9 protein-coding genes are annotated in these 13,697 nt (G+C 47.2%); 5 read left to right on the plus strand and 4 right to left on the minus strand.

All coding sequences use genetic code 11. The features are described from left to right. Positions 1 to 53: 53 nt before the first annotated feature. A complete protein-coding gene (locus AWY79_RS09065; protein ID WP_233490887.1) occupies positions 54 to 1,997 on the minus strand; it encodes a methyl-accepting chemotaxis protein in 1,944 nt (647 codons plus the stop codon). 320 nt (positions 1,998 to 2,317) lie between these two features. Here AWY79_RS09065 and AWY79_RS09070 point away from each other — a divergent pair, with 320 nt between their 5' ends. Both AWY79_RS09070 and AWY79_RS09075 read left to right on the plus strand, forming a co-directional pair. Continuing rightward, positions 2,318 to 4,135 (plus strand): ATP-binding protein, encoded by a 1,818-nt coding sequence (locus tag AWY79_RS09070; RefSeq protein WP_066802716.1) that lies wholly within the window; start codon positions 2,318 to 2,320, stop codon positions 4,133 to 4,135. A 10-nt stretch (positions 4,136 to 4,145) separates the two neighbouring features. After that, entirely contained in the window at positions 4,146 to 5,513 is a 1,368-nt protein-coding gene (locus tag AWY79_RS09075; RefSeq protein WP_066802718.1) for a sigma-54-dependent transcriptional regulator, read from the plus strand. 166 nt (positions 5,514 to 5,679) lie between these two features. Here the strand turns inward: AWY79_RS09075 and AWY79_RS09080 are convergent, their stop codons facing one another. The 3 genes from AWY79_RS09080 to AWY79_RS09085 all read right to left on the minus strand — a co-directional run bounded on the left by AWY79_RS09080 (position 5,680) and on the right by AWY79_RS09085 (position 9,523). Beyond that, a complete protein-coding gene (locus AWY79_RS09080; protein ID WP_066802723.1) occupies positions 5,680 to 6,681 on the minus strand; it encodes a sensor histidine kinase in 1,002 nt (333 codons plus the stop codon). 123 nt (positions 6,682 to 6,804) lie between these two features. After that, complete coding sequence (locus tag AWY79_RS18805; RefSeq protein WP_133987116.1) at positions 6,805 to 7,164, minus strand: hypothetical protein; 360 nt, start codon at positions 7,162 to 7,164, stop codon at positions 6,805 to 6,807. 247 nt (positions 7,165 to 7,411) lie between these two features. Further along, complete coding sequence (locus AWY79_RS09085) at positions 7,412 to 9,523, minus strand: PP2C family protein-serine/threonine phosphatase (RefSeq protein WP_066802724.1); 2,112 nt, start codon at positions 9,521 to 9,523, stop codon at positions 7,412 to 7,414. Between the two features lie 367 nt (positions 9,524 to 9,890). Here AWY79_RS09085 and AWY79_RS09090 point away from each other — a divergent pair, with 367 nt between their 5' ends. The 3 genes from AWY79_RS09090 to AWY79_RS09100 all read left to right on the plus strand — a co-directional run bounded on the left by AWY79_RS09090 (position 9,891) and on the right by AWY79_RS09100 (position 13,686). Then, complete coding sequence (locus tag AWY79_RS09090; RefSeq protein WP_099093201.1) at positions 9,891 to 11,219, plus strand: TolC family protein; 1,329 nt, start codon at positions 9,891 to 9,893, stop codon at positions 11,217 to 11,219. A gap of 4 nt (positions 11,220 to 11,223) precedes the next feature. Then, a complete protein-coding gene (locus AWY79_RS09095) occupies positions 11,224 to 11,499 on the plus strand; it encodes a TRASH domain-containing protein (protein ID WP_078063727.1) in 276 nt (91 codons plus the stop codon). Positions 11,500 to 11,568: 69 nt separating this feature from the next. Then, positions 11,569 to 13,686 (plus strand): efflux RND transporter periplasmic adaptor subunit, encoded by a 2,118-nt coding sequence (locus tag AWY79_RS09100; RefSeq protein ID WP_233490888.1) that lies wholly within the window; start codon positions 11,569 to 11,571, stop codon positions 13,684 to 13,686. Positions 13,687 to 13,697: the final 11 nt, after the last annotated feature.

Here is a 13,697-nt window from a genome sequence, read left to right on the forward strand (position 1 = left end):
AGCCTATAGTCGCGGGGGCAGGACGTAATTGGTAGTAATAAGACGCCTCTACGCTACGTCTGCTGGCTGTCCGCCAACTCTTTTAGTTTATGGGCCATAGCTGCCAGATCTGCTGTCGCTTTTGCTGAGGTAGCCATCCCAAACGATATTTCAGTGGATACGGCATCGACCTCTTGGATATAGTTGTTCACTGTGTCATTTATTGAAATCAACTCTTCCACCGCATGGGCAATGAGGCTAATCTGTTCAGAAGAAGTCTCAACTATTGGAACTATGCCTTCAAGGGATTCTCCTGACTCAGTAGCCAGGCCTGCAGCATGTTGAATTGCACCATTGGCCTTTTCCATCCCTTCAATATTATTTCGTACTCCATCTTGAATCTGTTCCACTGCTTGACCAACTTCCTTTGTGGCAGACATTGTTTTTTCAGCCAATTTGCGAACCTCATCAGCAACGACAGCAAATCCTCTCCCGGCATCCCCGGCACGAGCGGCTTCTATGGCTGCATTTAAGGCCAATAAATTGGTTTGGTCTGCAATATCACTGATCACATTGATGACTCGTCCAATTGAATCAGCCTGTCCCCCAAGAGAGGAAACGTTTTTCCTCAATTCATCAGACAGGACCTTTACTACGGATATAGCCTCTACTGCATTGGAAACGACAGAGGCACCTTGTCGTGCTTGTTCCTGAGCCTTTGTCGCTTGCTGTGATGCCTGTGATGCGCTTTCTGCTATCTCGTCAATTCTGATTTTGACCTGTCCCATCGCCTCAACACTTTGGGAGACCTTGGAGGTCTGCGCAGCGGCACCAGAGGAGACTTGATCCATCTGGATGGCTATACCGTCAGTTGTTTCAGCGATGACCTGAGAAGCCTCGTCCACTTCAGCGTTTACTGTCTTAAGCTTTTCAAGGTGTTTGGCGACCTCCCTCTCGTTGGCGACCATTTGAGTCACATCCCTGGCCACTTCCAAGAACCCCATGTTCTCACCAGCCTCATCTGTCACCTCTACAGCTTTGGGCTGGTAATAAACTGCAATACCGGCAGAATTTTCGTATTCAATGATACCGAGGTCCATTCCAACTTGGGAATTGGGGTGAAAGGGGGTACCACAAGTGCCTGTTTTAAATGTATCCGTGCAGTCCTGCCCTATGACCTTTTCTTCGGGAATGCTTGCCATTTGAATTGCTGCTGTGTTGGCTAGCTTGATTTCACCAGTCGCAGACGTCATAAAAATGGGATCCGGGACAGCATTGAGGACAGCTTTATTGAGAGCCAATGATTTCCCAATCCTATCAAGGAGGAGGTCAATTGCTCGAGAAAGGTCTGCAATTTCATCGTGCCCTAAGATATTTATGCGTAAACTCGTTTCACCTTCCGCTATCCGGCCTGCCATAGCTGCAATAGACCGCAGTGGAGTGACTATACTCTGACGAACAAAGAGTATTACAAGTATGCAGGCAATCAGAACAATTGCTCCGCTTACAAAAATGACTATGCGCATGAGGTCGACAATCTCATCAGTCATATTTGCTGTATCGTGGGCCAAATCAATCTGGGTTGTGCGTAATTTTTCAATAAGCATTTCCAGCTTTTCAAAGACCTCACCAGTCTTTTCCTGGCCTGCATGCCCCATATTCATTCCCTGTTCCCGAAACATAGTCACAGTTTTTATGTTTTCCATTATTAGGAATTCAAAGGACTCTTGAATGTCGGTGATTAATTGAAGATTTGCTTCATCTCCTTCTGATTGAAAGTGGGAAGAAAATTCTGAGGCAACTTCGGTAAAGGCAACCGACAGGCGATCAATTTCAGCTTGAAGGTTCTGCGTTGACTCTTGTTGCATGGCGAGGGTCGCATAATTTTGTTGAATGCGGAGCAGACTGTCTCCTAACTTGTCTGCGCTCAAAGCTCGGGGAAAAGACTCGTCGATTACTTCCATAACGCTTTCATCAACCGAAGAAATGAGAATAAAGTTCAACGTGCTGTTAATCATGAATATGCATGCGATAATGGCGAAGCAGACTTTTAGCTTTGTTCCTATTGTGTACCTTGCAAGAAATGCCATTGTATTGTCCTCCCAGCTATAATTTGAATTTGAAGTGTTGATTAAGCGAGTTGTAGTTAGCAAGCCTTGCGCCAATCCGACCGAATGTTGATAGTGCCATGAAATATCATGTTTTTTTGTTGGTGAGCCCGTAAGGTAGGGAATAAAGGCTTGCAAAGTCTAGAGGGGTGTGTCTAAAAAATAACCAACAAGCGGGTGGTGCTGACTAACAATTAACCACCTCTCCCCTCTGACAAAAGAGAATTACTATGTTATCCACCAAAACTTTTAAGCTATCCCAAGGAGGTATTTCTCCTTGGATCATCATTGGTATGAGTCTGATCCTTTTTCTCGCAATCAGCATACAAGCCTTCATGAATTACAACCGAGAAAAGGAGGTGATGGGAGAGTTTCTAAGCGCAAAAGGTGCTGCTCTTATTAAATCCTTTGAAGCTGGAGCCCGAACAGGGATGATGGGGAATATGGGACGAGGGGCAGGCCTACAGGCACTCTTGGAAGAAACTTCAACCTTGCCGGATATTCTTTATATTGCCCTTGTTGATAACGCTGGAAAGGTGCTGGCCCATAATGAAAATAGTAAAATCGGGACGCAGTTCACTACGGCAGAAATGATGAGGTCAATTTCACCTACAGGGGATGCCCAATGGCGAGTTGTGGAGTCGGGAAAGAAGCCAACTGCGTTTGAGGTATATAGTAGATTTCTTCCGTTGCAAAATCCAGCAGGTCTGCATGGTTCGTCCTCTATGCAGAATCGAAACATGATGCACGGGGCGCAGTGGGGTCATAAGGATGATTCTGATTGGTGCGCTCCGGGGGGCTGCCTGACTACGACAGACAACAATGTTCTGGCTTTAGATTCAGCACCTACGATATTTATTGGTATGGATGTCGCTCCTGTTGAGGCAGCTATGACTGAAGACCTCAAAATCACCGGCCTCACTTCTGGCATAATCCTGCTTTTAGGGCTGGCTGGTGTCGCTTCTCTTTTCTGGGCACAACGATACGCTAAATCCAAAAAGCTCCTTCAAGACACTCGTGCATTTGCTTCTGAAATGGTGGCCAGTCTCCCTGAAGGAATTATCGCTACTCAGCCCGATGGTGTGGTAACATATATAAATAATATTGCTTCAAACATGCTTGGAATTAATAGGGATCGGGCAAAGGGAAAGACCATTGCGGACATTCTTCCCAGACAAGTGCAAACCATCTTGGTCTCTTTGCTAGAAGGAAGGAATGTTCAAGAGCGTGAGATTGAAATTGCTAGGTCCGACGGTGGGGTGTTGCCGCTTGCCATTATGGCGACGACAATCCTCACTGATGATAAACAGTCTGTTGGAGAAATGATAGTTCTGAGAGACCTGAGTCAAATCAAACAACTCCAAAGGGAAGTACAGCAACAGGAAAAGATGGCTGCAATAGGCAATCTTGCTGCTGGGGTTGCGCATGAAGTAAGAAATCCGCTTAGTTCGATAAAAGGCTATGCTACCTATTTTAGCGGGTTGTTTGAGGAGGAATCTTCTAACAAAAAAGCTGCAGATATTATCATATCTGAAGTTGAGCGGCTTAATCGTGTTATTTCGGAATTACTTGAAGTTGCAAGGCCTTCTGACATTCAACGCCGGGACACACAGCTTGACAGTTTGCTGGAGTCCACATTGGATTTGGTGAAACAGGAAGCTGAAAACTCAGGAGTTGTCATTTCGACTGTCATTAGCGATGGCCTCCCGCTCATGTCTCTCGATCCAGACCGTTTTTCCCAAGCCTTAATCAATCTATATCTCAATGCGATCCAGGCCATGAAGGATGATGGAGGAACTATGGAGATTCTTGTTGCAACTGAACATGGCCACGTTTCCCTGACTATCAGTGACACAGGATGTGGCATTCCACCCTCAGATGTGGGTAATATTTTCGACCCATATTACACATCGAAATCTACGGGTACTGGTTTGGGGCTTTCCATTGTGCACAAAATCATTGAAGCACATGGGGGAAAAATTGACGTAGACTCAACATTGGGAAGAGGCACTACTTTTAAAATTCAATTACCACACATCTCCAGATAGGTGCATAATCATGAGTGGATCAATACTGATTGTTGACGATGACAAGGCGCATCTTTCGATGCTTGAAACCATCTTTAGCGGTTGGGGGTATACAGCAACCGGAGCAGAGGATGGTGCTGATGCGATAGAAGAAGTCCGGGAGCGCTCTTTCGACTGTGTTCTTATGGATGTGCGTATGGCCAATATCGGCGGAATTGAGGCGCTACAACGTATTCATGAATACAACCCTTCCATTCCTGTAATCATAATGACGGCCTATTCCTCTGTTGATGTTGCAGTAGAAGCCATGAAGTTAGGGGCATATGACTATCTCACCAAGCCCTTAAATTTTGATGAGTTGAGGTTAGTCGTTGAACGCTCCTTGGAGCATATGTCTCTGGCCAAAGAGAATCGTTCCTTGAAGTTAAAGCTGTCTCAAGATTCACGTCTCGGCAATATAATTGGTTCGAGTGAAGTAATGTTAGAACTTACACAAATGGTCGAAACGGTAGCCCCGACAGAAGCCACTGTTCTCATCACGGGAGAGAGCGGAACAGGCAAGGAGTTGTTTGCAAGAGCTATCCATGATCTTAGTGATCGAAAAGACAATGAGTTAGTGACTGTGAATTGCGCTGCTTTGACTGATACCCTTCTTGAATCAGAGTTGTTCGGCCATGAGAAAGGAGCCTTTACCGGGGCCGACAAGCGACGTGAAGGGCGGTTCATGCAAGCCAACAAAGGGACCATCTTTTTGGACGAAGTCGGTGAAGTGCCGATGCCGATGCAAGCTAAGCTTCTGAGAGCTATTCAGGAACGAGAGATACAACGTGTTGGCAGTGACATTCCGATACATGTTGATGTCCGAATCATTGCAGCCACAAATCGAGACTTGCTTGATGAAGTGAAGGAAGGAAAATTTAGGGAAGATCTGTATTACAGGCTTAATGTTGTGAATCTTACTGTTCCTGCATTGGTAGATCGAGATGGGGATGTGGCATTGCTTGCTAAATTTTTCCTAGATAGATTTGCTGATAAAAACAGGAAAAAGATGAAAGGTTTTACTCCTGCGGCAATGAATCTGCTTGTGAAGTACCCTTGGCCAGGGAATGTGCGAGAACTTGAAAACTCAATCGAAAGAGCTGTGATTCTTTCAGTGGGTGACTACATAACCGAACGAGATTTTCCTGCTTCAATTAAAGACCATTTTGCTGATGTTACAGATAATCCCAGCATGGAAACCATGGCGGGGCTTTCTCTTGATGATATAGAAAAGATAGCAATCATTGAAACGCTCTCCACAACGAAAGGCAATAAAAGCGAGGCCGCCAAACTTCTTGGCATAACCCGCACGACGCTTAACAATAAGATAAAGAAATATGAAGTTGAAATCGAGAAATAGGATTGCAGTTAGAGTGCCGACTCGCATAAGCCCGGTGCATAAATTGAGGGCAGATCAATACGGAAAAAGAAGAAGACCGCCTTGTCTTGGGCGGCCTTCTTTCTGAGGGGAGGTATGTCTCTATGAGTTCTTCCAAGTTTCAAGGAATAATCTCATGGAGTATGGGTTATAAATCAGACTGGCGAGGAATCTCTATTGTGAATGAGGTTCCGCTTCCAATTACGCTCTTGACCCTGATATCGCCACCAATTTCACGCAGGGTCTTCTTGCATGCAGCCAAACTGATGCCGCTCCCGCCAGGCTTGGTACTAAAGAACGGGGTGAACAGCTTCTTCACATGCTCTTCAGCAATCCCGACACCTTGGTCTTCAACTTCCAGCGTACAGTGACTCCCATGACGACTCGTAGAAATGAAGACACTATTCCCTTTCTTTGAGACATCCATGGCGTTATCCAACAGCTTTGCCAGTACCCAAGAGATGGCAGAAGGGTCGACCTTTGTTGGGCAACCGCTGGCGTCATTGCTGACTTCTAGGTGGAGGCCTCGCTCCTTGAAGTGAGCATGGTATCGATCAACCATATCCTTAACGGCATCATTGAGATCCACCGTGGTGATATTGAGGCTTTCCTTGGCTACGTACTCTGTCATTGATTGGGCTAAAGCATCAACAGCGTCGAGCTCGTCCGTGAAATCCTTGTTCAGTTGTGACTCCGTAAGGCCATTGCCCCTCTCGAAGAGATTCTTGATGGCCCTCACGCTGTCCTTGATTTCCCAGCTGAGAACACCTGCGGTTTGCCCAAGAATGCTGAGCTTTTCTGCTTCGACAAGTTCTTCGTTCTTTCTGCGCTGGTGATCGGAAAGCCAGCCGAGCATACAGGCTACGAAGATGAAGATTGCAATTTGGGCAATCGTGAGTGCTGCAGGCATATGTGAACCATCCACATAGATCCCAGCAATGAATATTGCAGACACCACTATTGAAACTACTACCCCAGGCTTAAGTCCGAACCAGAATGAAGCAAGAAGGATCGGTATGAAGAAAAGCTCCCTGTGGATTCCATGCAATCCAATGCTTCCATGGAGGCCGCTGAAATGAAGGATTGAAATTGCGACAATGCTTAATAAAAGCACGTACTTTTTTAGGCCTTCTTTGCGGATATTACTCACGGCTTACTCCTTGCTTCAGTTTTCAGTGGGGACAATCAGTTTTTTTATTTTATCTGTAAATTGAACTAATATTGCCGCTTTTTTTGTCTACGATCATTTGATCTATTACAGCCCCGTCCTTGGTCAGGATATCAACGGTGAAGTCATTTTCACGTTCAATACTGCCCCTGTTTTTACATTGGGATTGCGTGCGATATTCTCACGGACCATTGTTTCGGCTTGCATCTGAGAAGAGACAACTTCGGGTTTATCTCCGTATTGATCATTATTTTGAGATCCTCGGTTGGAATTACCACCAAAGATATCTCCCATCATGTTCCCCATACTTCCCATCATTCCGCTAGAGGAATTTCCTCCTCCCATAGAACCACCGGAAGAACTGCCGCCACCGCCCATCATAGCCTGAGAAGGTGAGACTGCTATCAAGGATATCATCATAACGGCCATAATTGCGACAACTTTTGTTTTGCCTATCTGTTGCATAATTTCTCCATGGTTTGTCGATTGTTTCGACGTGTTTGTTTCCATGGTTTAGGCAAACGGCGTGCCAACAAAGATTATCAGGCTTGTATGTCCTTTTGTTCCAACTAGATATCAATATTTATTTGGAAAAAAGTTGTGATGTATCCCCTGAAGTTTACTCTGGTGTGATTAAAAATTATACAGGCAAAGAGCAGTGCCTGTATAATTTTAAGATGGCAAAATCGGTTATCTTTTTTGATTCATCATATCATGCGGTGGGAGTCTTTATGATCGCGATGGTAATGTCATCATCCTGCTCAGCTTCACCTTGGAATGTGTCTAGTTCTTTTATTAAGGTCTGAATGATCACATCTGAAGATTCGGCACGTGTTGCTCGTATTAAATTCTTAAGCCTATCTTTCCCAAACATTTCACCATTCTGCGAGTGCATCTCCCATATTCCATCCGTTCCAATGATAATAATGACGCTCGGCGGTAAATCATGGTGTTCGTTTAGTTCAAATCTTGCGTCTTTAGTAACACCGAGAGGTAGACCTTCACCAGCTAGTTCTGTGAAGCTATCTTTTGAGGGGTCGTATACCATAGCAGGATCATGACCAGCTCGAATCCAACGAATTGTATTGGTTTCGGTCAATTCCAGCAAAAAGAGAGTCATAAATCGTCCAGATTGATCAACATCATCACAAATGAGTTCATTCACATGTTCTGTGACTGCGTCTAAACGGCCACCTCCGCCGACATTGGAGCGAAGATAAGCTCTTGCTGACGCCATCATCAACGCGGCTGGTATGCCATGGCCGCTGACATCGCCTACGGCCACGACAAGGCTTTTTCCGTCAACTGTATCGCGGGGGATAAATCCGTAATAATCTCCACCGGTTTCATCGCAGTATTTACTCACTGCTGCTATATCTGCTCCCAAAAAAGTTGGTGCATCAATAGGGAGCAAACTTTGCTGGACTTCCTGCGCGACTTCTAAGGAATTCTTTATATTGACCCTCTCTTCGAGCTCAGGAATCATCTGATTGATAGCTTCGCCTAATTGGCCTATTTCATCTTTCCCATGAAGGACTGCCCGAGCAGAAAAATCTCCTTTGGCAACTTTTCGGACAGTAGTGGCCAGTTCTGAAATATTACGGGTAAATAATCTTGATAGGAAGAAAGCCAGTCCCAAAACGAAGATCGCAACAGCCAACACGATGAACCCCATTTTCGTGTTGTGGTTATCAACTTGATTAAGAATGAATTCCTTGGATGACTGAGCCTCCTTGACGATGTCGGTTTTCGGAATAATCAACAGCAAGAAGACTCCGGCTTGATCGACTGGCGCATATGCCCAAAGTGCATCCATGTTTCCATAGGGCATTCCAGTAACATTAAGGGATGATGCATCCATAGATTGCATCATGGCACTATACTGCTCCGCATCAGGAGATGTGATCCATGCATCTTTTTCTGGAGCCAGCCAATAATCGTGCATAGATTTCTGGGTGTTTTCTTGAGCAATAACCTTCAATCGACTTTCATTGGTTGTAGGGTCAACATCAGGACTTACGAGTATTGAAATCGCATTTTTTGAAAACATATCCACGTGTTTGCTTTTGTGGAGCAGGGAGCCGACTGGAATAATAATAGAAACGTCGCCCTGGAGCTTGCCTTTGACATCTCTTATTGGGGCAGTGACGCGGAATACAATCCGACCGGTTTGTTGGTCTGTTTCTGGCAAAGACCATGTAAGTTCATTTATTGGGGTTGAAGGCTTTTGGGCGCTTCTTGACATGTGCATACCCATTCGCATTGTGGCTTCGCGTCTTGGATATACAAGCTTTTCTCCGCCAGGGAGTCGAACTTCTATCCAGAGAGCCAGTTTGGGATATTCAAATTTGACCTGCCCCAGAAGTGGGAGAAGCATAGCGCTCGTTGAGGATGAGGGGAGTTCTGTAGGCCTCCCATCGGTTCCCAATGTTGTAACATTATTAAAATCAATTTTAAAATCCTGCCATCCCCCCATGCGTAAGGAAAAATAATCTTTCGTTGCTTCCGAAATTTGATCTGCTGGTGGGATGTATTTCATCCCGGGCATTGAGTGCGCGTGTCCGTAAAGCACTCCTTCAATTTTTGAAGCGAGAAAAAGTGTGTTTGATTCCAGAAGTTGCTTCTCACGACGAAGCACACGCGCATGGTCTACAACTATTCGTTTAAGCCCATTGCTCGCTTTGTGTATTAATGTGTTCGAGCTACGTAAGGCTAGTCCTTCACCCAAATGGGTTAAGTCTTTCTGTACTCCGGCACCAACAACAAATAGTGGCGCAAGAGATATAAGGAGTAAGAGAATTAGTAGTTTGTATCGAATACCCATGAAGCCTCCAAGCTCCGAGAATGTCTTATCGGATATAGTTGTTTACCACTAGTTGCTATGCGTGGCGATTTAGTTTTTTTCAATTTCATGAAGCTCTATGACAAATAATGGTTTTAATATCAAAATTTGTGCAACATTGGGTATTCATGTTATAACGGTAAGTGACCATTTTTTGTACATTTACGTTGTTTGTTGATGAAAATCTATACACTAATCCTGATCTAAATAGTCTGGATTTGTATTATAAATGAGCGTAACATCCAATGATAGACGATGAAAAAAGTTTTTGGCATGATGTTTGGAAATAACAGAGAAACCAAACGGGGACATGATGAAGGCGTTAGTAAAAATATTATATAGTTGTACGATGGCAACGTTATTAATGGTGGCTGCTCTGCCTGCAGCCGCAGCCGATGCCGTTGATGCCGAACAAGTGCCCGCTCCCGGTAGCTATCTGGGCGACAGGGCCGAGCTGAGCGACCTCAGGTCATTTCTGGTGCAGGCTGCGGAAAATAACAATGAACTTCGTGCCGCTTTCCAGAAGTGGCAGGCAGCTCTCAAGAACTCTGCGAGAGCGGATGTCCTTCCTGATCCGAAGTTCAACTTCGGCTATTACACTACACCGCTTGAAACTCGTGGTGGCCCAGCCCGCTACAAGTACGGTCTGTCCCAATCTCTGCCGTTCTTTGGCAAGCTTGGGTACAAGGAGCAAATGGCACTGCGTCAGGCAGATGGGGTCAAGGCTCAACTGGATAGCTTGAAATTGTCGACCTTCTATCAAGTGAAGAATGTCTATTATGAATATGCCTACCTTGCCCGTGCCATCGACATCACCAAGGAAAACATCGAACTGATGAAGTACTTGGAGAAGATCGCCACTGCCCGTTACACCACAGGCTCTGCAAAGCATGCCGATATCATCAGACCACAGGTTGAGCTTGGAAAGCTTGAAGATAAGCTCAATTCCCTGATCGACTTGAAGCACCCTTTGGCAGCAAAGCTTAACGCACTGCTTGATCGCCCTCGTGGGACAGGGATTGAATTCCCGGCATCTATCCCCATAATGTTCATGACGGACTCCGACGAAGCTCTTTTTGCTGAATTGCAGGAATACAACCCCAAGTTGGCCTACTGGGAAACTGTGGTGAAGAAGGAAGAGGCTGGGAAGGGTCTGGCTGAAAGAAATTACTACCCAGATTTCACTTTTGGCGTTGATGTAACCGAAGTTGACGATGCCAGGAATCCTGGCGTCATTGGTGATGGGCAGAACCCGGTCATGACGTCCATGTCTTTCAATATACCCATATGGCTCGAGTCTCGCGGGGCTGCCGTGGATGAGAGTCAGGCAAAAATAATAGCTGCCAAGCGAAGCCGTGTCGGTCTTGAGCAGCAACTGAGGGCTGATTTGGAATTGGCTCTCTACAAGTACCGGGACGCTGGCAGGAAGATCAATTTGTACCGCGACACCCTCGTCCCCAAGGCGGAACAGTCTCTTGGCGTGACCATGGAAGCCTTCATGACCGGCGCAGGTACATCGCTTGATTTGATCGACGCGGAGAAAACGTTGCTGGAACTCCAACTCGCTTACTACCGCGCCCTGACTGATCAGGCCCAAAAGCTCGCTGAGATTGAAACGCTGGTCGGTCGGGAATTGCCCTGTGAATTCCACGGCTCGCTCTTGAAGAAGGAACAGTAAGGGAATGGAAATAATGAACTCGCTTGGGACGGCAATCATACTCATGCTCATGACGATAGCTGTCGTTATTGGCAGCACAGATGCGCTTGCCGCCCGTGGAAATCAGGAGAAGTGTCCTGTCATGGGGTTTGAGATCGATCGTAAACTCTTCACGGACTACCAAAGCAAACGTATCTATTTTTGTTGTCCATCGTGCCCGTCAGATTTCAAGAAAACGCCGGACAATTTCATGGAACAAATGCGTGAAAATGGCGTCATCCTGGAAGACGCACCAGTATAAGATTTCTGAGTGATATTTAAGCCTATCAAAAAGCAGTAAGAGCAACGAACAGAGGGAGCCATGAGTATAATGAAGAACACCAAACTGGCAGCCATCATTGTCGTGATCAGCATCGTGGCATTCTCTGTTGGGTATATCGTCAAAGATTCCGGAGCACCGCCTGCCCAAACCGTTTTGGATGAGCACGCAGAACACGGCCTTGAAGCCACCACGACCAAAGCGGGCGAGATCATCTGGACGTGCTCGATGCACCCGCAGATCCAGCTTCCCGAGCCAGGCAATTGCCCAATCTGCTTCATGGAATTGATCCCCCTGGAGCGGAAGGATGATTCGGGAGCCACAAGCATGCGTGAAATTGAGCTCTCCGAAGACGCCCAACGGTTGGCTGGAATCATGACCGAGCCAGTTCAACGGCTTGACGTCAATGTCGAGACCCGCATGGTCGGCAAGGTGGATTACGACGAGACACGAGTGCGCAACATCACTGCCTGGGCAGGGGGGCGCGTTGACAAGATGTACATCGATTATACCGGGAGTGTGGTCAAGAGGGGCCAGGCCATGGTCTCGATCTACAGCCCGGAATTACTGACTGCCCAGGCCGAGTTGATCGAAGCCCACAAGGCGCTGCGCGATCTCAAGGACAGCAAGCTCGCCCTGGTCAGGAATACCGCATCCCGCATGGCCGATGCCGCTCAGGAAAAGCTGCGACTCCTCGGCCTGACCAAAAGCCAGATAGACAAGGTCATCCGCGAAGGCAAGGCGACGGAGCATATCACTCTGTACGCTCCCCAAGGTGGCGTTGTCCTGACCAAGGATGTCAACGAAGGGCAGTACGTCAAGACCGGCGCACCCATATATTCCATCGCTGATCTTTCGACCCTGTGGGTCATGCTTGAAGCGTATGAATCAGACCTCCCATGGATTGCTATCGGACAGATGGTCGAGTTCCAGACAGAGGCATACTCTGGAAAGAATTTCAAGGGCAAGGTAGTCTATATTGACCCCATCGTGACTGAGAAGACACGCACGGTTGGCGTGCGTCTTGAAGTCCCGAACAAGGATGGCAGTCTCAAGCCGGGAATGCTCGTCCGTGCCACCCAGCAAAAGGGGAGCAAGGGGGTGAAGGCTTCCGAGCCTCCTCTGGTCATCCCTGCGTCTGCTCCGCTTCTGACGGGCAAGCGTGCAATCGTATACGTGGCCGATCCTGACAACCCTGGAAAGTATGAAGGGCGTGAAATCCTGCTCGGTGCCAAGGCCAACAATTACTACATTGTCCGGCATGGCCTTGAAGAGGGCGAGATGGTCGTCACCAAGGGCAATTTCAAGATCGACAGTGCGGTGCAGATTATCGCCAAGCCCAGCATGATGAATCCTGCAAGCAGTACGGGTGCCGTAGACGAAGAACTGCCCATGCTTTTTGCCTCAAAGGCGCGATTGATAGACACCACGTTCAAGAGTCTGGCAGCCGCAGTGGAGGCGGCCGACCTCGCCAAGACACATCTGGCTTTTGGACAATTTAACAAGGAATTACGCCTTATCGACGGAGCTGCGCTTGCGGGCAAGTCTGCCCTCAAGTGGCGGGAGTACTCCATGCTTTTGGGCAATGATGCGATCATTGGCGCAGAAGTTCCAGACAAGAAGAGACTGGACGAGGTTTTTGCTGAAATGCGTGGGCATTACGCCGACTTCAGGACTGCATTCAAGTTGGATCAACCAGAGGCAGAAATAGTGGCACCGGATGCCTTCAAGCAACAACTGGGGCATGTATTTGCACGCTATGAACCGCTGGCTGAAGCCCTGGCTGCCGACGATATGCAGGCTGCGAAGTCTGCTGCTGACAAGGTCGCAGGAGCGTTGCAGCAAGTGAAGATGGATGGACTCAATGGTCCTGCTCATAATGTTTGGATGCCCGCTTTGAAGAAGATGAATGACGGCATTGCGGCAATTCGTGAAGCCGAGGATATCGTCGGTGTGCGCACAGGATTTGAGCCTGTCTCTGTCGGATTGGCCGAAGCCATACTCAAGCTTGGGGTTGATACAAATGGTCCTCTGTATGAAATATTCTGCCCCATGGCGTTTGATTACGAAGGAGCCACCTGGGTGCAGCGTGATGAGAACGTTCGCAATCCATACATGGGTGGCGCAATGCCCACCTGTGGCGAAACAAACCAACAGCTCAAGCAGTAGGCGGGGTATAC

Source organism: Pseudodesulfovibrio indicus, assembly GCF_001563225.1.
Lineage (GTDB): Bacteria > Desulfobacterota > Desulfovibrionia > Desulfovibrionales > Desulfovibrionaceae > Pseudodesulfovibrio > Pseudodesulfovibrio indicus.

What these genes read in the sequence shown, in the direction of transcription:
- AWY79_RS09065 (WP_233490887.1), bottom strand. Translation starts at nt 1,997, where the DNA reads ATGATTAACAGCACGTTGAACTTTATTCTCATTTCTTCGGTTGATGAA.
- AWY79_RS09070 (WP_066802716.1), top strand. Translation starts at nt 2,318, where the DNA reads ATGTTATCCACCAAAACTTTTAAGCTATCCCAAGGAGGTATTTCTCCT.
- AWY79_RS09075 (WP_066802718.1), top strand. Translation starts at nt 4,146, where the DNA reads ATGAGTGGATCAATACTGATTGTTGACGATGACAAGGCGCATCTTTCG.
- AWY79_RS18805 (WP_133987116.1), bottom strand. Translation starts at nt 7,164, where the DNA reads ATGCAACAGATAGGCAAAACAAAAGTTGTCGCAATTATGGCCGTTATG.
- AWY79_RS09085 (WP_066802724.1), bottom strand. Translation starts at nt 9,523, where the DNA reads ATGGGTATTCGATACAAACTACTAATTCTCTTACTCCTTATATCTCTT.
- AWY79_RS09090 (WP_099093201.1), top strand. Translation starts at nt 9,891, where the DNA reads ATGGCAACGTTATTAATGGTGGCTGCTCTGCCTGCAGCCGCAGCCGAT.
- AWY79_RS09095 (WP_078063727.1), top strand. Translation starts at nt 11,224, where the DNA reads ATGGAAATAATGAACTCGCTTGGGACGGCAATCATACTCATGCTCATG.
- AWY79_RS09100 (WP_233490888.1), top strand. Translation starts at nt 11,569, where the DNA reads ATGAAGAACACCAAACTGGCAGCCATCATTGTCGTGATCAGCATCGTG.